Below are 18359 nucleotides of genomic sequence, written 5' to 3'. Positions count from 1 at the left end.
CGATCGCAGTCCCGATCGAGTCCCGATCGCAGTCCTGATTGCAGTCCCGATCGAGTCCCGATCGCAGTTCCGATCGCAGTCCCGATCGCAGTCCCGATCGCAGTCCCGATCGCAGTTCTGATTACAGTCCCGATCGCAGTTCTGATTACAGTCCCGATCGCAGTCCCAACCGCTATCCCTGGGTTTCCACCAGCATTCCTAAAGTTTCATGCTGTTCCACAGCTGCTGGAATGCCCCGGATTCGACCTCGAAGAATACCGGTGCTTGACCGTAGCGTACAAGTCCTTGACCGAACAGCGTCAGCTCTACTCGGGCGTTGTCTTCCAGCTGTAAATAGATGATCTTACGGTCTTCGCTGTCGTAGATGCCTTGCTCGATCAGCGGCTCTGCTGCCAGTGGTTTAGCCGCTTGGAGGGCTGTCAGGAAGCTATCAAGCGCCTCGCCATTGGCGAGTGGCGCCTGCTGCTGGAGGCCGTTGTTCCAACTGTTGAAGCTTTCCCATTGTGCAGAAGTAACTCGGCCTTCAAGATTCAGCTTGCCGAACAGGTCGGCGCCGCTGTTTATGGTGATGCCGTTGGTGTGCTCATACAGTTCGGCGAATACCTCGCCGTTGATTACCGAATAGGACATAATCAGAAAGCTGGAGTCATAGCCCTTCACGGAATAGAGATCCGTTTCGCCGATGTTCGAGGCTAACTCAATATATTCGTCGTTACCGCTCCATTCGTTGATGCCGCCTGTAGTGCGTCCCAACTTATCACCGCGCAGAGCAGCAGCATCGGCAGCGTCAATGCGAGTCGCTGACTGTGTATAAATATTATTTTTATACACGACCAAGGCGATCATATCTGCCTTCACGCCAGACTCCTTATCTGGCAGTTTCAGCTTGGGAATGACAATGCTGCCGGATGTAGCTGTGCCTGAATTGCCAGCATTGCTTGCTCCCGGAGTTACCTGGGCAACCTGCCCTGGGGAGCTCTGACTGTTCAACTGCTGCCATATACTAGGCCCAGCCAGACCGATTCCTGCGGCGAGCACGACACTTGCCGCGATATAAACGGTTTTGCGCGGACGCTTCCGCTCCTGCCGCTGCTCTATTTTATTGAACAATTCTTTTTTCATCTCTTCACCTGGTTTCATCGAATCCACCGCTTTCTTATATGTTGTTCGAAACTGATCTTCCTTCACTGTGGTTCCGCTCCTTCCAGCTCCAGTTTTAACAGTTGCCGTCCCCGCTGAAGTCTCATCTTCACGGCAGACTGACTAATCTGCAGAATCTTGCTGATCTCCTGGATGGGATAGTCCTCGTAATAATAAAGATGGATTACGGTTTTATACTTCATGGGCATCGCCATAACTAACTGCAGCAGAGCCCAATCCTCGGGGCTGTCTGCCGCAATTGGCTCAGCGCTCTCCAGCTTAACCTCGCGCTTGCGCCAGCCTCTGCCCAGTAGTGTTTTACAATGGTTGGTGATTACCCGGATCAGCCATGCCTTCTGATGTTCGGCATCTTTGAACTCCGGCGCTTTTTCTATTAGCTTGATGAAGGTATCCTGAGTGGCTTCTTCGGCATCTTGCCGGCTGCCTAGATGGACCAAAGCGATCCGGAACAGCATATCTGCGTAGATTTCGTAACTCTTCATCACATGATTTCCCGGCCGGGTCATGGATCGCTGCATGATACTGTGCCCCCCTTTACCTATAACACCATTTAGGACGGCATTAGGTCACATTTTGTTCCTGAGAAAATTCCTTATGTTTGAGCGTAAAGAATGCCTATTCATAAATTATCTCCAGAGGCTTACGGACTCAAAAGTCGTTATTTGCATATTTATAGGCTTTTGAGCAGGTTCGCGGACTTCAGTGACGCTATTCCTTAAAAAGGAGGTCTTATATGGTGTTTTTCATGCCAATAAAGGCTATGGGGTCCGCTACACTTTGAAATGGAGTGTTATACCGCGCATAAGATCAACTGTGTCCGATAGCTGCTAAGAACCACGCCAATGTTATCTGTAGTCAGTGGACCTAATGTATAAAAAGGGGCTTCGTTACAAGTTTCAAGTTGCTTATCCATACTCTCTTTAGTCAAGTGCATCGGCACATGTTCTGGACCCTCTACCATCACCTGTCTACGCAAACGATGTTTACCTATTTAGAGCAGGGAAGATCAAAAAAACGCGTTTGCCCAAGCAGCAAAGTGCTGACTGCTGGACAAACGCGTCTTTTTTATAGGGCAACTCCTTCACGGGAGATTCTCCTCGATATGTTTATATGTATAGCTAGGATCATTACCTTTAACAGGAGCCCTGCTGTATTGAAAGATCCTTCCATTTTCTTTTCGATAAAAGTATCTTGCGTAGGGTTCGTCTGCAAAAATCACCGTGGTACTTACGAGGGGAGCTTTGGCAATCTGGGTGTATACTTTATCAAAATCTTCTTTCTTATAATTTCTCGTCTCTACTAGATAATGAATGACTTCTCTGTTCATATGATTTTGGAAGGAGTGGAGGGCTAAGGATGTTATTCCATAGATTAAAAGGATTAGAACGATGAAGATTAGTTTTGTTTTTTTCTTCATTAATTCCCTCCATATAAATAATTTGTATATAGTATAAGATAATATACTGAGACTGGTATGTCATTCATAGATATATGACGCAGGAGGAAGAGAAAATACTGGAGCTGGAGCAGCAAATTAAGATGCTGGAGGACCAGGTAAGTCCAAGGCTGCCGGGGTGGAAATCTTATGGTTTTTAATATGGGGTTTTGTCGGTATATTCATTATTCTAGTTCTTATTGGTGATACAGTTTGTATTTGCATAACAGATTATACAAAAAGGCAGCAAATAACAATAGTAATCCAGGCATAAGCGAACGAAGAATTGCCGGGACATACTATATTTGCTGCCTTTTAACTTATGAAGAATAATGATTCTCTTTTAGTCCTCTTTGGGTTCTTGCAATAAAATGGAGAAGGTCCCCGTTTCGTGATCCACCTCAATCGTCTCAATGCCCACGAAATCCGGGATTTCGGGGTGTACTGCATCTACATTATAATCCGGATGAGTCAGTAATAATTCAATTACTTTAATGGCTTCCATGTCGTTCCCCCTCACGAGAAATTCCACCATAAATGAATATGCAGAGCACTATTGCAACTAAGCTTATTATCTCCGTGATCCGTTGCGAATATGTGTCAGTCGTTCTTCGTTTCTTCCCATCACGGCCAATAATTGCCCTTGGAACACACGTCTTTGGATCTGATCAATCCGCTGTAAGGCTAGCTCGGCAGGAACTTGAAATTCTGCTGCGAGATAGGAGATGGCATCCTCCCGTTGCTCAGGCAATGTCATGCGGGAGATCATGGAGTAAGGCATCGCCGCATACAAGATAAAACGCTCGGATTCATCCTCCTGTGCCCGCGTGAAATGCTCTGGCATCAAGGTCTGATTATCACTGCCATGGCGAAGGAGGTGACACAGTTCATGAAGAAACTCTAGCCGTTGAAGATTGGCTGGAAGGCGGTTGTCGATAAACAGGCTGTACATCCCTGCAGACGCTTCAATGCTCTTGCTTCTCACATCCAAATAATGAACCCAGATATTAAGCCGCTCTGCAATATACGATATTGAAATTTGTGAGGGCTGATGAAGATTTAATCGCTTGTATAAATCCTCCGTCCATTTCTCAAGCACAGTCATTTGATAATATGATTTCATGTTCTCCAACTTATTCACCTCGTTTAAAATCACTAATAAATCACTAATGGGATCGTATGTTCGCATAAATGCGCAAAAGAAAAGCCCGAAGGGCTATGTAGAGTAAAAAAATGCTAAGGATACACAAGAACATTCGTTCTCATGTATCCTTAGCATAAAGCAATTACACACTAATATCAAGTGTTTTTCCTAAATTAGGAGCAACGCTTTTGCCCAGCATTTCCACCATGGTTTGGCTCTGGGTTTCAGCCTGATTCTTGGCAATATTCATGACCTGTATCCCTACATTTTGAGCTAAGGATGCTTGGCTCATTGCCATTGATAATGCAGCTATATCCATATTGCACCTCCTTTGTGTATATCCTGTTTATCGACTGTCCACCTTCAATTCATTAGGTGATTGGCATTTGTTTGCCAATTCGCCCAAACGGCTTATCTCCTTTTTACATATCTTGTGCTGTAGTCATTAATCATTAGGAGGAATTGAAAATGGGAATGGAACATGGTTGTGGTTGTAACGTAGGTCCGGTAGTAAGTCCAGCATCAGTAGGTCCGGTGTGTAGTCCTTGGACTTCAACAGGAGCAATTCTGGTACTTTTCATCTTGCTGGTTATCATCACTAAAGCTTGCTTATTCTAAGTTAGCTGATGTGCAGTGTAGCCCCATCTGGCGAATGCCAGGTGGGGCTATTCTATTGCCTGGGGCTGGTCAGACAGACCGTTATTTAAACATAAATTCTACCCGGGTTCCGTCTGCATAATCCTCCAGCTGATTGCCAACCCAGCTTCCTGCCCCGCGGTTATCGCTTGGCGTTATGTATTCAATGTCGGCACCAACGCCGCCTTCCTTACACATAGCCATTGGCCATTCATCCCGGTCATACCCCTTTTTAGTGGGAATCCCTTTTAAGGACTCTTTACGGTTCTCTTCAGCCTGCTCTCGGTTAATCGTACATGTGGCGGATTCACCTTTCGCAATGGCATCCTGAATATGCTTGGCGGTCTCAGGATAGCGGTCTGATGGGAAGGTTAGCTGAACAACACTCGAATCGGATGGAGACGAGGGGTCTGTAGGCTCTCCGTTTTGTTCAAACCAGTAACTAGCCAAAGCAAGTAATGCAACAATGATGAGACTGGAGATCCATTTTTTTACTTTCAATTCTGCTCCTCCTTTTTTGGCACTTAAAATAGTATATCTTATATCATAATTCAGTGCGATTTAATATAATTAGGTAAAATAAAGGAGGACGGAACTGGATATGGAGTACATAATTACCATTGAGGATCAGACGCTTATTGCGGCTGCCGAAGATATAATTACCAGGCGTTATGAATGGGGACGGCACCATGTGGGTGCAGCGCTTCGTACTAAAACAGGAGAGATTTTTACAGCGGTACATGTGGAAGCCAGCATGGGGAGGATTACAGTCTGTGCAGAGGCGATGGTGATTGGCAAAGCGATATCCGAAGGTTATAAGGAATTTGATACGATTGTTGCGGTAAGGCATTCTGACCCAGACAGCGAGGAAAAAGAGATTAAAGTAGTCTCTCCCTGCGGCATGTGCCGAGAGTTAATTGCGGATTATGGAATAGACTGCAAGATAATTGTATCGGAGGATGACCGATTAGCTAAATATGAAATCACTGAACTATTGCCTTTAAGGTACACGAGATAAGAAAAAAAGTAATGAGGAGCCGCGGAGCTCCTTTTTTTGTTGAGCCGTGAATTTATTCAGCAGTTCCTTATATCGTCCCAACTTATTTTACAACTTCATGTCCATTCGCTGAGTTCATGTCATTATTGTCCCCATACTATAACTTAAAAAGATTTAAAAGGATGGTGAGAATAGATGGAGCAGCGGATTATTCGTCAGATGGTTGATTCAGCATCAAGGTTCGTGGGCGATGTGCAGTGGCAGATGGCTTTTCGCAGATTACAAATGGCTCCGGCGGATTCGGGGCTGTCGTCCTCGGCTCAGCTATTGCTGAATACCCTCTATTACTTGCAGGGAAAGGGTGTGATAAGCGGCCAACATGATTATTTGGAAAGTGCAGACGAGCTCATGGAGAAGCTTAAAAATACCAGCGGGCAATATGCTGCGCTGCATGGCTACGAGCTGGGCGCAATCAATAATCAGTCACAGGCTCTAATTGACAATCAACGGAATTGGGTCGTCAGCAGTGCGATACGCTGGTCTAGGGCCGGCGGGATCGTAACGATGTGTTATCACGCTGCATTACCGGGGACAGCGTCAACTTGGGGGAATGTAAATACGAGCCTAAGCAATGCTGATTTTGATAAATATATAACCCCAGGTACCACCCAGTATAATGCTCTGTTAGCTGATCTGGATAAGATAGCCTTGTCGCTGAAAAAGCTTAATGACGCAGGGGTTCCTGTACTTTGGCGGCCGTATCATGAAATGAATGGTGGATGGTTTTGGTGGGGGCAAAAGAGCAATTACGCTGCATTGTGGAGCCTTATGTTCGATCGTTTTACCAATTATCATAAGCTGCATAATTTATTGTGGGTTTGGAGTCCAAACGCAAAAAATCAGTGGTGTGATGAGCCGGCAGAATACTATCCGGGCAGTGATAAGGTAGATGTGCTGGCGCTCGACATTTATGACGCGGATTTCAAGATTAGTCATTATGATAATTTATGGGATCTGGGTCGTGGCAAGCTGATTGCGATTGGTGAGAATGGAGAGCTTCCGTCTGCTGAACTGTTGTCCAAAACACAGCCCAAATGGTCTTATCAGCTGACCTGGGGGAAACTCCTCTATGAGAAGAATACCGACGCTGTGATAAAAGCTTTTATGAACGACAAAATGGTATTCACACGAGAGGAGTATGCTGCTGAGGCCGCCGCTTTCGCTGCTATTGGGGATAGTGTGCTGGAGAGTGGACTCTGTGGCCAATATTACAATAACATGACGCTTAGCGGCACGCCTGCACTGTTGCGAACGGATGCCAATATTAACTTTTCATGGAGACAAGGTTCGCCTGATCCTGCCATTCGTGTAGATGCATTCTCTGTGCGGTGGAGTGGGAAGCTGACGGCTGCTTTTAGCGAGGTGTATACCATTTATTCCTACTCTGATGATGGGATACGGGTATGGATTGATGGCGGGCTAGTCATTGATAGTTGGGTGAATCAGAGCGGCCAGGAACGAAAAGGCAGCATAAACCTGATTGCAGGTAAGCCGTATGAAATAAAGGTGGAGTATTATGAGAATGCGGGCGACGCCCGGGTTGTTTTGCAGTGGGAGAGTCCGAGCCAGATCAAGGGGGTTATCCCAGCGGGGGCATTTTATCTTCCTTAAAAAAGAGTACTTCAAGTGTGCAAGCGCAAGCAAAAAGCCCCGGTTTTCCGGGGCCTTTTTACGTATGAACGTCTTAAATTTGCTCGCGGTAGCTAATGTTGTTGGCGATCTTCTCGTCACGAACGGCTTTGCGCAGAACATCTTTGACGGTTTGGGCATCATGGATTTTTCGAAAAAGAAGCTGAGGCGCTGAGGCATCATCAGAAAATACAGTTAATGACCCAATGCCAAGCATCCGGTCCATGATAGACTGTTTTACGGATAAATCGCGTACGCGCAGCAATTCGATTTCTTCAACATTTTTACCGATAAGTCCGGTCTTTACCATAATACGCTGACTTGTAATGGTATATGAAGTTGTGTTAAGTCCTACGATTCCTTTGAGTCGATCCGAGATGCCGGCAGGTTTGCCTTTCCAGAGCACGACTTCTTGGATGACATGATTATTATCTACTGCGGGTCGATGAGCGGTTACTGGAGCGGTACCGTCAAGGCTGGTTCCACATTCTCCACAAAATTTAGCGCCCTGCTTGTATTCCGCTCCACAGGTGGTGCAATAAGGCATAAATACTCTCCTTTCCTGATCACAATTAAAATAATTATAACATAACAGTCATTTTACATATATTTCATTTGCGCTTTACACAAACCGACATTATCCTGTTAAGTGGAGGGATAAATAATGAAAAAAGCTTTACTAATAGGAATGCTGATGATGACTGTCATCCTTAGCGCCTGCAGCAATAATTCAACTTCATCGGCACCTGCCACGGAGGAAGAAGTGCAGGGGACCGTGCAAAACTTCTACAATGAAATGTCTAAACTTGAAGAGTCAGGAAAAACTTCTTTAGCGGAGTTCAACGAAGCCATTGCGGGTTATTCAGCAGGAGAACTCACGGACAAGCAGTTGGAGAAGAAAATTAAGCAATTCCAGAGTACCGCAACTGATTTATCGAATCAAGCCGAGAAAGTAAAAATTTCCTCCAGCTTGCCTGAAGACATTCGTAAGTTGCTCGAAGAGTCTAAAGTTGCCTTTGAAAGTGCTTATTCTTTAAAAGAAGAGGCCTCTCAAGGTGCTGATTCCGCAAACGTTACGGCTGAGCAATTTAATGAATTGAATCAGAACGCTGATGTAGCGATGTTATTCGGTATTTCAAAGCTTAACGAGGCAAGAGAAGCAACAGGACTTATAGACTCCGAAGGTCAGGCTACCTCAGAGTCTGGGGACGTTGTTCAAGAATAAATCAAATCAGGCGCTGCGCAGTTTATCTGTCAGCGTCTTTTTGCTGCGAATTTTAGCTTGAATAGATATACATTATTATACATCTTCTAGATAAAATAGAGCTTCCGAAAAAGGTATCTTTTTCCTGATTATTGATTAATATGCGAAGATGCGGATATAATACAAACATACGTTCGTGTTTAGAGGAATAGATATATAATTAAGGAGGGGTTACCATGGGCAAAAAGCTGGAGAAAAACGGGCTGTGGGAAAGCAGCCGCATGATGCTGCCGGAGCATAAGATACGAATTATAAGAGATGAACGGGAAACGCTGCGCCGCATCAAGCCTATTCTGGATGAGCAGAAGCTGGAGGAGATTGAATGTACACTGGCTTTGTCGTTGCGGAGTCATGTACGAGTGACAGTTATTCTTTTTGACCCTTTTGAAAATACGATGTTAAGTGGTTTTGTGACTTCCATTCACACCCACTCGCGTGAGTTTAAGCTGCAGTGGGCGGAGGAATGGAAGTGGATCGATGTGGATGATATTGTCGAGGTCTACATCGTTTAATGCTGAGAACCGTTGCCTTCGCTTTTTTCATAAGCGATTAAGGTAACGGTAGGATTACCAGTCAGATGTGCAATGGAAGCTTCAGCATTCCGAATAATTTCCAGTGCTTCTTCCTGTTCACTAAGGGCTGCAACTTTATAGCTATCGCTATGAATATCCATATGTCTCCCACCTTTCGTTAAATATTTTGTCCTTTTTTGTGGAAATCATCCTAAAGGGGACAGGGGTACAGGCAAATAGGGCAGCGGCATCATTGAATATACCAAAGGGGTGATTCTATGCTGACTTTGGAGCAATTGAGGGAAAAATCCGCGGCGCGTCTGGTCGGGCTTCATCCTGTCTTGGCGGCAGGTGCGAATGTTTTGATTCAGCAAAGCCATGCGAGAGGAGTCCCTATCGTTATTACTCAGGGTCTACGGACCATTGCTGAGCAAAATGCTTTGTATGCGCAGGGTAGAAGCAAACCAGGACCGATAGTTACCAACGCTAAAGGCGGTACCAGCTATCATAATTATGGTCTTGCGTTTGATTTTGCGCTTTTGCTGCCGAATGGCACTAGCCTTTCTTGGGATATCAATCGTGATGGTGATAAGGATAAGACAGCAGATTGGCAAGAGGTTGTACAGGAGGCTAAGCGGCTTGGTTTAGAATGGGGCGGGGACTGGACCTCTTTTAAAGATTATTCACATCTGCAAATGACTTTCGGTTTAACTATAGATCAACTTCGGGCAGGTAAACGTCCAACGACGGACCAAGCCAAAGAGGCTTTAAAAAAGATTACCGGAGGGGATGATCAGGTGAACAAAGACGTTACAGTGACCATTAACCTAAACGGCCGCAAGCTTACTGATGGGGTTCTTGATACAGGAATAACCTATGTGCCCATACGTGCGCTGGCTGAGGCGCTTGGAGCAAAGGTTACTTATGATGCTGTGACTAAGACAGTTAATGTAGTAAAAGAGTAAAACCACCATGCATAGACAGTGCCGTCCAAGGGGAAATTATCAGTGATAACTAACCTTAAAGGGAGGCATAACACTGTGAACAAGCTGATAACAAGCCTTGCATGCGGTACTGTATTATCAATGAGTCTAATGGGAGCTAGCTATGCATCAAATGCGGTGGGATCGGCAGCATTGGGCGGTATCCCCGCCGCGAATACCGGGATGGATGGGACTGCGGAACACACTCGGATGATGAATACGGAAGGCAATTTAATGAACGGCACCACGGGAACAATGAATCAGCATGAGAGCATTATGAAAGATAAGATCCGCATCGACGATAATTACAGACCTAACAACTACAACACCAATAACTATAATGACACCCGGAACAACTACAGAACCAACAGCACTGTCAACCCGGCAACCAACACCACACAGACCGGCAAATACCGTGCAACTAGTACAACAACGAATGCTGCAACTAACAAAGGATCTAACTGGGGCTGGCTCGGTCTGCTTGGACTTTTGGGTCTTGCCGGAATGAGAAGCAGAAGTGACGAGCGTAGATAATCCGCGTTTATAATAACCCGTATCGGTTCTGGCTGAACGGGTTATTTTTATTGTGAATAATTTTTTTTCGAAAAAGGATTGCGCGTTATCGATATTCATGATATTATATTTCTTGTCGCGTTATATGTGAACAACGTATGAAGCTTCAACACATAATATGCCGGGGTGGCGGAACAGGCAGACGCACAGGACTTAAAATCCTGCGGTACGTGAGTACCGTACGGGTTCGACCCCCGTCCTCGGCACTAGAAGAACAAGGGTTTCAGCTCATTAGAGCTGGAACCCTTGTTTGTTTTTAAGATGGTTTGCTAACATTTTGCTAACGGTGCCTCTTTTTCGTGTGGATTCGAGGTTTCCTATGCGCTTGGAATGATGCTTGAATCGACTTCACGACGTAAAGTTCTAGCTCATGCTTAGCGTTCGAGAATTCTGTCACGCTCCATTCTTAGTCGCAGGATTTCTGCTCTAATGACTTCTTTACGACAAGGTAAAGTATTCTTGCTGCTATGCTCCAATGCAAGCTTTACGTGGAGTATGGCAATGCCCAGCAGCTCAGATTGGATGGCTGCATCATCTAATGCTCCCCAAGCGGTATGCTTCATTGAGCGGCCCCCTTTGATTTCTTAGAAAATATATCGTTGATCTTTTGTGCGGTATCCTTTTTCGTCTCCATGTCGATGTGCGTATAGGTATTAGCTGTAATGCTGATGGTTGAATGTCCCAGCCATACCTGAATTTCCTTCAGACTCACACCATTTTTAATCAAGTAACTGGCTGTCGAGTGTCTGAGATCATGAAACCGGATATGCGGCAATTCGTTCTTTGCGAGAATGTCCTTGAATTTATGATTCAAGTATTCTGTCTTTATGGGATTGCCATCAGGCAAGCAGCACACAAGACCGCAATCGACGTATTCTTTCCCATACAGCAGCTTGTTTTTCTTCTGCTGTGTCTTTAAATGTAATAAGTAATCTGCGATATCATCCATCAAAGGCAGAATGCGCTGGCTACTTTCACTTTTAGGTTTCTTTACGACGACCTCTTTGCCGTACTTCACTCGAACCTCTCTAATTGAGATTGTCTTTTCTTTGAAATTGATACAATCCCACTTTAATCCAAGCACTTCAGAACGCCGAAGTCCATAATGAGCCGCGAGATATACTGCCGATTCGATCAGTGTACCCAAACATACCTCAAATAGCTTTTCGAGCTGTTCGACAGTGTAATAGTTGGCATAGAACTTCTCCTGCTTTGGAAGTACGATTCGATCAGCAGGATTAAATGGAATCAAGTTCATTCGCAATCCGAATTTCAATGCACTCCTGATATTGGCATGGTGTCTTCGTAGAGTTTGAGCGGATAAGCCTTTTACGCCTGTTGTTGGATCGTCTTGATGCTTTGTCTCGTAATATTTTTGCAGATGCATAGGCTGTAATTCTTGTAGCAGTATATCATTCCTACTCTTGAAGTAGGGGATGATATGCTTTGTTACAATCATCTCATAACCTTCCCAAGTAGTTCCCTCAACCTCACTTTTAATAACGTTGTTAAGCCAATCCAGCATAAAGTCAGTGAATTTGAGTTTTCGCTGTGGCTGAACGAAACTGTTGTTGTCCATCTTCGTAAGTGTTTCTCGCAGAATTTTTTCCGCATCTGATTTCTTCTCGCATTTGGTATTTATCCATTTCTGCTTCCGATTCCCCGACTCGTCCTTTGTTTCGACAATGATATACCAGTATTTATTGCGTTTTTGTAAGCTGCCTTTCATGTGCTTCGACCCCCAATGATTTTTTTGGATATGAAAAAGACAGGAGCATAATTGCCCCTGCCTGTGATCCAGTAGTTGTATAGAATTAATTATCTGTTAAGTGTAAAATAAAAAGTAATACAGGAAAAAATATGAAAACGTGATACAATTCTAACCTGGTTTCATATTTTCATATTTTATGGAGGAATATATGAATAAACGCGGTATTGATACACGTGAGTCTCTTTTAGCTTTTTTCAATGATAGTTACGCTAGTGATCATTTTTATGTTGATGAGAATGGGGATTTCAATGTACACATAAAGGGTCAAAAGACATCAACCTTCCACTTTATTTTGATTCCAGTGGAGAAAGTTAATGTGTTGGATAAACAAGGGAACATCAAAGATATGCGTTACAAATTTTATGCTTTAAGAGAAGGGGCAACAGTTCTTTTGGAGCCTATCACTATTCTTAAGAAAGAACTGCATAATGTGAATTGGATTAGGCGTTGGAATCAATTTGCTGTACTAGACTCTATAACTCCAAAATCTTATCTGTGGATTTTGCAATTTTTGAATCACATAGATAAGGAGATTCCAACAATAAATGAGCTAGATTTAATTGGTTGGCACAAAGATGAACAAGGTTGGTTTTTCTTACATTCTGGAGGGAAGATCGGTAAATCGAGACAAACCTATAGAACCACATTTACTGAATTTGAATTCTTGAAGAGCAACTCTTTAAGCGAGGAACAAGCGTTCAAGGAAACAATTGAAATGCTTAATATCTGTGATCATAAAGTGACGTATGCTCTACTGAGTTACGTACTTCTTTCACTCATTGTTACTCCTCTTGTAGAAACCAAAGACTTGTCACCCAATTTTGCCATGTGGATTTATGGCAAATCAGGTTTAGGTAAGACAAGGTTGTCAAGTCTGTTTACAAGAATGTACGATATTGAAAACATAGTTCGTGTTGACTCGTATAAGAAGGATTTAAAGTCGGCGTACACTAAGCATAAGGACAGTGTAATTGTTGTTGATGATTATGGGACTTCAAAAACCACAGAGAATGAATATCGTACAGACGAAAAAGTCGAGAATATAATTCGATGGTTAGGAGATAGACAGCTGTCTTCAGTCGATGATGCCTTGCCAACTGGAATGGCTTTATTTACTGGAGAACGCTTCCTCAACAATAATGAGAAGAACAGTTCAACAATCGCTCGTACAATCAGAATTCAAATGGATAATATTTTTAATCGTGATGAGCCTGGATTTGATTTGATGAAGATAAATAAATTCCAAAAATATGAAGAAATAAATCCATTACCGACAAGTATTGTCTTTTATGTGGATTGGTTATCGAACAAATTAAACTCACAAATGATTGACCACTACAGGAGTGATTTTCATAAATTAAGAATGAAATTTGAATCAAAATTACATTCTAGGATAATTGATAGTATCAGTCACCTATTCAATGCTTTTAATTTTTATATCATGTACGCAGTGGAAAAAGAGTTTTTAACGCCGCTGGAATCTCAAGCAATATGCGAAAATGCGATGCAATTATTTATGTCAATACTAGATGATCAATCAAAGCCTATCATTCAACCTCAAGTAGAGTTCTTTTTAAATCTGCTAACAGAAGCCATCAAGGGTGGAAGAATCAACGTAGCATTACCTGATGATCTTATTTACTCAAACGGGCGGTTCAATCCGTCAAATGGTACATTAGGAGTTTACTATCCTGACACTGAAGAATTAAAGCTTATATGGGAAAGTTCATACGAAATTCTATATAAAGAATCCCGACAACGCAACGAAGATTTAATAGGGGTGAAAAAGTTAGGTAAGCTATTAGATGAAGCAAACTTGATAATTAAAACGTCAAGCGGCATTACTACACCAATTAAAACCTGGGGGGAGACTTCCGCCTGTAGAGCCATAACGTTTGATGCTCGGAAAATTCCGAGCATTTCCGAATTGATATTGCAACTAAGGGAACAAGCAAAGCAAAATAAGCTAATGACAATTGATGAATATGAGAATGAGCCGTACGAATATTATGAAGATGACGAAAAGAAAATGGATCATATAAAAATGGATTTTATTGGATTCGATGATTAAGGAAGAGGATCATGAAATTAAAATGAAGGATACTGTGGATTAACTGCACAGTATCCTTTTATTTTCCTATTAACATTACTGGCATAGATAATGATACTCCTCGTGCAATTTGGTAACCTTCGCATAGGCTTCAATGGGCATTGAAGGTAATGCGTTCATGGTAGAAATGATGTATCTGGTGGTACGTACCGACTAAAGGAGAGCTTGCTAAATAGCTCATAGCATATACGTATATATTATCTTTTCTTTTACGAATACTATTACTTATCCTTACATTTAGGAAATTCTACTATTTCAGTGTTTAAGTAAAAAATAAAAGTGCGCATAACAAAGTTTTAACCAACATATATGGGAGGGTTTTGTTATGCACCATACAGTTCATATGTTCTATAAATTTGACTTTCACTATTTTTCGGCAATGTATGAAGTATTACGTGAACTATCTAAAACGAATAAGTGCAGGTATTTTGAAAAACCGAAGGACTATCACCATTTTCACCTTCTTCAAAATCAAGGAATAAAAATAATTCTTAAACGCTCTAAGATTGTAGGTGAAATTACTTACAGTGCAATTGAGATCATTATGAACCCTATGCGGTTATTAGATGAAGATGACTATTTTCAATTAGCTGATGAAGTGCATTTGAATCAAATTAAAGCTTCGTTTAAAAAAGCTTTTAAAGAGATTAGAAAGAAATTTCAGAGCAAGAAACGTAATAAAGGGTTGATATTCAGATTTGATCTGTTAGATGTCTACAGTTTCAAAAGAGTAGATTTTGCAATAAATATAAGCACTGAGCACGTGGACTTATATATGAAACTTATCAAACGAGCCAATATTCCAGATGGGTTCCAACTCTACACGATATACAATAGTATTAGCAAGCGTTACGAACCGCCTAAGGATAGTTTTTATATTTTTAAAAAACGACATTTGAAAGGCAAAGCTTCGTCCGTGGAGTTAACTGTTAATTGCTATAATAAGGGGATCCAGATGCAGGAGAATGAGCTACCTTACGATGAAAGAGCAATGACTACAATTAGATTTGAAATTCAATGCGGTTATAATAAGATCTACCGCATTATCAGAAGTAAAAACCTTAATAAGCAAGGATATTCACAATTTTTACGTGAAGATATATCTGCTGAAGTGCTGGATACTTACTTTAAAAAGACTATTGGATATGGTGATTACTATACATTTTCGAAAGCAAAAGAACTTATCATGGATTCAAGATTGAAAAATGATACCAAGTATGATCTATTGAATACTTTAAAAATTGTAAATGATAAGAGGGGGATATGGAAAGCAAGGGAAACTGTAGATAACAAGAAAAGATTTGATAACCATATCAAAAAGCTTCATGAAATTGGGATCAACCCTGTTACAATTCCAATATATTTAAAAATAGATTATCTACCTTGTCTTTTTGGCATTACCAATCAAAATTGAAGTAAAGGGAAGACTCTTAAGGAGCCTTCCCTATTTTCTATTCTTCTTTATATTTATCGTACAAATCCTTAGTGGTTTCCACCACATCAAATTTATTCTCAATTGTTTGGCTTACTGCATCTACAGCAGACTCTACTACACGTTCCCAAAAATCACTCATCGTTTTATTCCTCCAATAATTTATTTTGATTAATGTTTCCAAGCTTTAAGACCGCTGAGTGTTCCGTATCCAACACCAAATAAATAACCAACGGCTGTTCCAGCACCGGGGAATATTGCAGTGCCAAGTGCTGCTCCTGCTCCTCCTCCGATTAGTGCGCCCGCTGCGGTCAGCGCTGTCTTTCCGGCAGTTTCAATTATTTTATCCATGATTCTCACCTCCCTTCAAGCAAGAAAAGAGAAGCGAATAGTCGCTCCTCTTTTCTAAACTTCTTATTAAATTTCGGTTCTAAAAACTTAAGATTCCACGGTCAATGTACTGGCATTTACCCAACTGCTTGACAGATATCTGACTCCAGAAAGCATTGCCCAATAATCTGTGTCTGCATCGCTAATGTAAAGATCGTTCTTGCTATCCCAATAAACAAGAATTCTTCCTCCATCCACTTTCTGAACCTCTCCGTAGAAGAAACCATTTGATACTCGATCCCCTACGTTAATCTGAATTCCATGTTGATCAATTGGCTTATTACTGTTAGGAGTAGTGCTAGGCTTACTATTACTATTGGAATCAGACAAAGGAGCAAAGTAGTTGCTATAGTCATTTGGATAAGCGTCAAATGCGCCACGATATAACGCAATGACTTGGTTTTTGCTATCCCATATAAGTGTAATTCCGAGATTATCACTTACAAATTTCAATGGAACCAATGTGCGTCCCTCACTAGAAGTAATAGGAGCTGAATCCAACGTCTTCAAAACTCCGTTCACATAGGCTTTGGTATTATTTAAGTAAAGAGCGACATTGTTGTTACCTAATGTCAGCGAGACTTTTTTCTCTTTAGCCGACCAGCTTGACGATCCTCCAAATTCTTGAATAACACTAGCGATAGGAATCATAACTCGGTTATTTCTGATTTCAGGGGTTGCGTACAATTGTGGATCAAGAAGTGTAGAGGTGGTGGCTTCATCTACAAACATTCCGGTGTTATTGACTTTTAAGATAACCTTCTTGGGAGTTATGACTGATTCTGCTGAAGCAGCGTTTCCATAAGCCATAATTATAGAAGCGGTGGTTATTGCAACGACCCATTTTCGCATTCATTTATCATCCTTTGTTCTGGAGTATGTGAGATTTGATAAGCTATGTAGCTGCTGGATGCGCTTGAAATCATTCTTCGAAGTTTCGATATGACTTCAGAACGTTCATTGTCACCAAATCTGTGTGCTCAAGTAGAACTTCCAGCAGGCATTGCTTGATTCTAGCGGGGGTAAGAATTTGTATGGATTGGTTACTTACTCCTTTCTTCGGATTTGAGTATAAAAGTAAATCAAGTAAGCTTACTTTGAGAGCTACCGCTATTTTCTCCAAAGTTTTTATCGTTGGATTCTTTTCTCCACGTTCAATCTGGCCGATGTAGGAGGTGTTTACTCCTGCATTCAGTGCCAGCTGTTCCTGGCTCAGCCCCTTACCCGTTCGCAGAATTCGGATGCTTTCTCCGATAAATTCAATGTTGTTCAATTCCCCTCACCCCTAACAAAACAATAGAATTTTTTGGAAGGATGCTCAACAGGATATAATGAGGATTTAAGTGGTTATAACCACGAATTGATACAGGCTGTGGCAATTCAGATGCCAGAGGCATTTATTGAGAGGTTTTTAGTAAGAGGAACATACATTAACCAGGTGAAAGTAGGCTTATATCAAGCCGTGCTCCTTTAAACTGTAGAAGCGATTACCTCCAATAATGACATGATCAAGGACTTCTATTCCTATGATTTCACCAGCAGCTATGAGTCGTTTTGTTAAATTCACGTCCTCAATCGATGGCTCTGGGTCACCGCTCGGGTGGTTGTGAGCGCAAATGAGCGAGGCACTACAGCGTCTGATTGCTGCATGGAATACTTCCCTTGGATGGACGATAGCAGCGTTTAAAGAGCCAATGGAGATGATTTCTTTGAATATGAGGCGGTTCTTGGTGTTGAGGAAAAGGCAGATGAAGTGTTCTTTCGTAGAATATCTGAAATCAGGTTCAAGTAGTTCAAAAGCATCTTTAGGACTACGTATTTTGACTTGCTCTTGAGATGCTGGAATTGTGAGTAGTTTAGCAAGTTTTAACATTGAGGTGAGTTGACGAGCTTTTCCTATACCAATACCTTTTATTTTTACTAATTGTTGTTCTGATACATCCATTAATTGTGTCGATGTGGGAAATTCTTCAAAGAGTTGCTGTATAGGATAGCTGTCAGGTCGTTCTCTTAAGGATTCAGAAATCAGTTTCTTTAGTTCTTCATTGTAGTGGTGATTCAAAATAACGCCTCCTAGTAATATTTGGAATAAAGCAAAGAGCCGGAAACTATTGGATTTCTGGCTCTTGCATTAGTTTAGCCTCTCGCGAGACTATCTATCATGCATAGGTATCGGGGATATAATATAGAAATAAAACAACTCAGTTTACTAATAAACTGATTTAAACCAATAGTGTAAATTATCAATTAAAAAAGGTAATT

The 18359-nt window shown here is 42.0% G+C and carries 25 protein-coding genes, 1 tRNA gene and 1 pseudogene; 10 read left to right on the top strand and 17 right to left on the bottom strand.

What is annotated here, in order from left to right; all coding sequences use genetic code 11:
• Positions 1 to 198: 198 nt before the first annotated feature.
• The 7 genes and pseudogenes from MHH50_RS22955 to MHH50_RS22925 all read right to left on the bottom strand — a co-directional run bounded on the left by MHH50_RS22955 (position 199) and on the right by MHH50_RS22925 (position 4059).
• The gene (locus MHH50_RS22955) at positions 199 to 1188 is read right to left on the bottom strand and encodes a hypothetical protein (protein WP_340033455.1); all 990 of its coding nucleotides are present in this window, start codon (positions 1186 to 1188) and stop codon (positions 199 to 201) included.
• Entirely contained in the window at positions 1185 to 1679 is a 495-nt protein-coding gene (locus MHH50_RS22950) for a sigma-70 family RNA polymerase sigma factor (RefSeq protein ID WP_076220021.1), read from the bottom strand. The genes MHH50_RS22955 and MHH50_RS22950 overlap by 4 nt, the downstream gene beginning before the upstream one ends.
• Before the next feature lie 329 nt (positions 1680 to 2008).
• Positions 2009 to 2146: pseudogene (locus tag MHH50_RS22945) on the bottom strand (phosphomethylpyrimidine synthase ThiC); the annotation flags it as partial.
• 96 nt (positions 2147 to 2242) lie between these two features.
• Complete coding sequence (locus tag MHH50_RS22940) at positions 2243 to 2578, bottom strand: DUF3139 domain-containing protein (protein ID WP_076279280.1); 336 nt, start codon at positions 2576 to 2578, stop codon at positions 2243 to 2245.
• A gap of 361 nt (positions 2579 to 2939) precedes the next feature.
• Positions 2940 to 3101 carry a hypothetical protein gene (locus MHH50_RS22935; RefSeq protein ID WP_155288176.1) on the bottom strand — a complete coding sequence of 54 codons (162 nt, stop codon included), beginning with the start codon at positions 3099 to 3101 and terminating at the stop codon, positions 2940 to 2942.
• A gap of 66 nt (positions 3102 to 3167) precedes the next feature.
• On the bottom strand, positions 3168 to 3719 hold the full coding sequence (locus MHH50_RS22930; RefSeq protein ID WP_036683410.1) for an ImmA/IrrE family metallo-endopeptidase: 552 nt from the start codon (positions 3717 to 3719) through the stop codon (positions 3168 to 3170).
• A 163-nt stretch (positions 3720 to 3882) separates the two neighbouring features.
• Entirely contained in the window at positions 3883 to 4059 is a 177-nt protein-coding gene (locus MHH50_RS22925) for a YjfB family protein (protein ID WP_076098563.1), read from the bottom strand.
• A gap of 149 nt (positions 4060 to 4208) precedes the next feature.
• Between MHH50_RS22925 and MHH50_RS22920 the strand changes: the two genes are divergently transcribed.
• On the top strand, positions 4209 to 4358 hold the full coding sequence (locus MHH50_RS22920) for a hypothetical protein (protein ID WP_155288175.1): 150 nt from the start codon (positions 4209 to 4211) through the stop codon (positions 4356 to 4358).
• An 81-nt stretch (positions 4359 to 4439) separates the two neighbouring features.
• On the opposite strand, the gene MHH50_RS22915 is transcribed toward MHH50_RS22920, so the two are convergent.
• The gene (locus MHH50_RS22915; RefSeq protein WP_076128851.1) at positions 4440 to 4877 is read right to left on the bottom strand and encodes a NucA/NucB deoxyribonuclease domain-containing protein; all 438 of its coding nucleotides are present in this window, start codon (positions 4875 to 4877) and stop codon (positions 4440 to 4442) included.
• A 100-nt stretch (positions 4878 to 4977) separates the two neighbouring features.
• Between MHH50_RS22915 and MHH50_RS22910 the strand changes: the two genes are divergently transcribed.
• Together MHH50_RS22910 and MHH50_RS22905 are read left to right on the top strand one after the other, a co-directional pair.
• A complete protein-coding gene (locus MHH50_RS22910; RefSeq protein ID WP_076103796.1) occupies positions 4978 to 5394 on the top strand; it encodes a cytidine deaminase in 417 nt (138 codons plus the stop codon).
• 174 nt (positions 5395 to 5568) lie between these two features.
• Positions 5569 to 7044, top strand: a complete 1476-nt coding sequence (locus MHH50_RS22905) for a glycosyl hydrolase (protein WP_076308210.1) — start codon at positions 5569 to 5571, stop codon at positions 7042 to 7044.
• Between the two features lie 73 nt (positions 7045 to 7117).
• On the opposite strand, the gene MHH50_RS22900 is transcribed toward MHH50_RS22905, so the two are convergent.
• Positions 7118 to 7609: a PH domain-containing protein gene (locus tag MHH50_RS22900; protein WP_076279278.1), complete on the bottom strand. Its 492-nt coding sequence runs from the start codon at positions 7607 to 7609 to the stop codon at positions 7118 to 7120.
• A 117-nt stretch (positions 7610 to 7726) separates the two neighbouring features.
• On the opposite strand from MHH50_RS22900, the gene MHH50_RS22895 reads away from it, so the two are divergent.
• Together MHH50_RS22895 and MHH50_RS22890 are read left to right on the top strand one after the other, a co-directional pair.
• Complete coding sequence (locus MHH50_RS22895) at positions 7727 to 8287, top strand: hypothetical protein (protein WP_312149161.1); 561 nt, start codon at positions 7727 to 7729, stop codon at positions 8285 to 8287.
• Between the two features lie 215 nt (positions 8288 to 8502).
• Positions 8503 to 8838 (top strand): YolD-like family protein, encoded by a 336-nt coding sequence (locus MHH50_RS22890; RefSeq protein WP_076185234.1) that lies wholly within the window; start codon positions 8503 to 8505, stop codon positions 8836 to 8838.
• Here MHH50_RS22890 and MHH50_RS22885 read toward each other — a convergent pair.
• Positions 8835 to 8999: a hypothetical protein gene (locus MHH50_RS22885; RefSeq protein WP_169744799.1), complete on the bottom strand. Its 165-nt coding sequence runs from the start codon at positions 8997 to 8999 to the stop codon at positions 8835 to 8837. The two genes, MHH50_RS22890 and MHH50_RS22885, sit on opposite strands and share 4 nt — an antisense overlap.
• Before the next feature lie 117 nt (positions 9000 to 9116).
• Between MHH50_RS22885 and MHH50_RS22880 the strand changes: the two genes are divergently transcribed.
• The 3 genes from MHH50_RS22880 to MHH50_RS22870 all read left to right on the top strand — a co-directional run bounded on the left by MHH50_RS22880 (position 9117) and on the right by MHH50_RS22870 (position 10600).
• Positions 9117 to 9803: a M15 family metallopeptidase gene (locus MHH50_RS22880; protein WP_036683338.1), complete on the top strand. Its 687-nt coding sequence runs from the start codon at positions 9117 to 9119 to the stop codon at positions 9801 to 9803.
• A 75-nt stretch (positions 9804 to 9878) separates the two neighbouring features.
• Positions 9879 to 10355, top strand: coding sequence for a WGxxGxxG-CTERM domain-containing protein (locus MHH50_RS22875; RefSeq protein ID WP_052097266.1), 477 nt, complete (start codon positions 9879 to 9881; stop codon positions 10353 to 10355).
• Between the two features lie 159 nt (positions 10356 to 10514).
• A tRNA-Leu gene (locus tag MHH50_RS22870) sits at positions 10515 to 10600 on the top strand.
• Positions 10601 to 10768: 168 nt separating this feature from the next.
• Here MHH50_RS22870 and MHH50_RS22865 read toward each other — a convergent pair.
• Both MHH50_RS22865 and MHH50_RS22860 read right to left on the bottom strand, forming a co-directional pair.
• On the bottom strand, positions 10769 to 10957 hold the full coding sequence (locus MHH50_RS22865) for a hypothetical protein (RefSeq protein ID WP_340033454.1): 189 nt from the start codon (positions 10955 to 10957) through the stop codon (positions 10769 to 10771).
• On the bottom strand, positions 10954 to 12123 hold the full coding sequence (locus MHH50_RS22860; protein WP_340033453.1) for a site-specific integrase: 1170 nt from the start codon (positions 12121 to 12123) through the stop codon (positions 10954 to 10956). Before MHH50_RS22860 ends, MHH50_RS22865 begins: the two co-directional genes overlap by 4 nt.
• A gap of 190 nt (positions 12124 to 12313) precedes the next feature.
• Here MHH50_RS22860 and MHH50_RS22855 point away from each other — a divergent pair, with 190 nt between their 5' ends.
• Together MHH50_RS22855 and MHH50_RS22850 are read left to right on the top strand one after the other, a co-directional pair.
• Positions 12314 to 14236: a hypothetical protein gene (locus MHH50_RS22855; protein WP_340033452.1), complete on the top strand. Its 1923-nt coding sequence runs from the start codon at positions 12314 to 12316 to the stop codon at positions 14234 to 14236.
• A 364-nt stretch (positions 14237 to 14600) separates the two neighbouring features.
• Positions 14601 to 15689 (top strand): hypothetical protein, encoded by a 1089-nt coding sequence (locus MHH50_RS22850; protein WP_340033451.1) that lies wholly within the window; start codon positions 14601 to 14603, stop codon positions 15687 to 15689.
• 37 nt (positions 15690 to 15726) lie between these two features.
• Here MHH50_RS22850 and MHH50_RS22845 read toward each other — a convergent pair whose 3' ends face one another.
• The 5 genes from MHH50_RS22845 to radC form a co-directional block, all read right to left on the bottom strand.
• On the bottom strand, positions 15727 to 15849 hold the full coding sequence (locus MHH50_RS22845) for a hypothetical protein (RefSeq protein ID WP_340033450.1): 123 nt from the start codon (positions 15847 to 15849) through the stop codon (positions 15727 to 15729).
• A 29-nt stretch (positions 15850 to 15878) separates the two neighbouring features.
• On the bottom strand, positions 15879 to 16058 hold the full coding sequence (locus tag MHH50_RS22840) for a hypothetical protein (protein WP_340033449.1): 180 nt from the start codon (positions 16056 to 16058) through the stop codon (positions 15879 to 15881).
• Between the two features lie 87 nt (positions 16059 to 16145).
• Positions 16146 to 16949 carry a stalk domain-containing protein gene (locus tag MHH50_RS22835; RefSeq protein WP_340033448.1) on the bottom strand — a complete coding sequence of 268 codons (804 nt, stop codon included), beginning with the start codon at positions 16947 to 16949 and terminating at the stop codon, positions 16146 to 16148.
• A 70-nt stretch (positions 16950 to 17019) separates the two neighbouring features.
• Positions 17020 to 17370, bottom strand: coding sequence for a helix-turn-helix transcriptional regulator (locus MHH50_RS22830; RefSeq protein ID WP_340033447.1), 351 nt, complete (start codon positions 17368 to 17370; stop codon positions 17020 to 17022).
• A gap of 177 nt (positions 17371 to 17547) precedes the next feature.
• A complete protein-coding gene (gene radC / locus MHH50_RS22825) occupies positions 17548 to 18159 on the bottom strand; it encodes a DNA repair protein RadC (protein WP_340033446.1) in 612 nt (203 codons plus the stop codon).
• Between the last annotated feature and the right edge of the window lie 200 nt (positions 18160 to 18359).

It is taken from the genome of Paenibacillus sp. FSL H3-0302 (assembly GCF_037982245.1).
Taxonomy (GTDB): domain Bacteria; phylum Bacillota; class Bacilli; order Paenibacillales; family Paenibacillaceae; genus Paenibacillus_AQ; species Paenibacillus_AQ odorifer.
The sequence above is the reverse complement of the archived record's forward strand: the minus strand, read 5'-3'. Positions and strand labels throughout refer to the sequence as shown.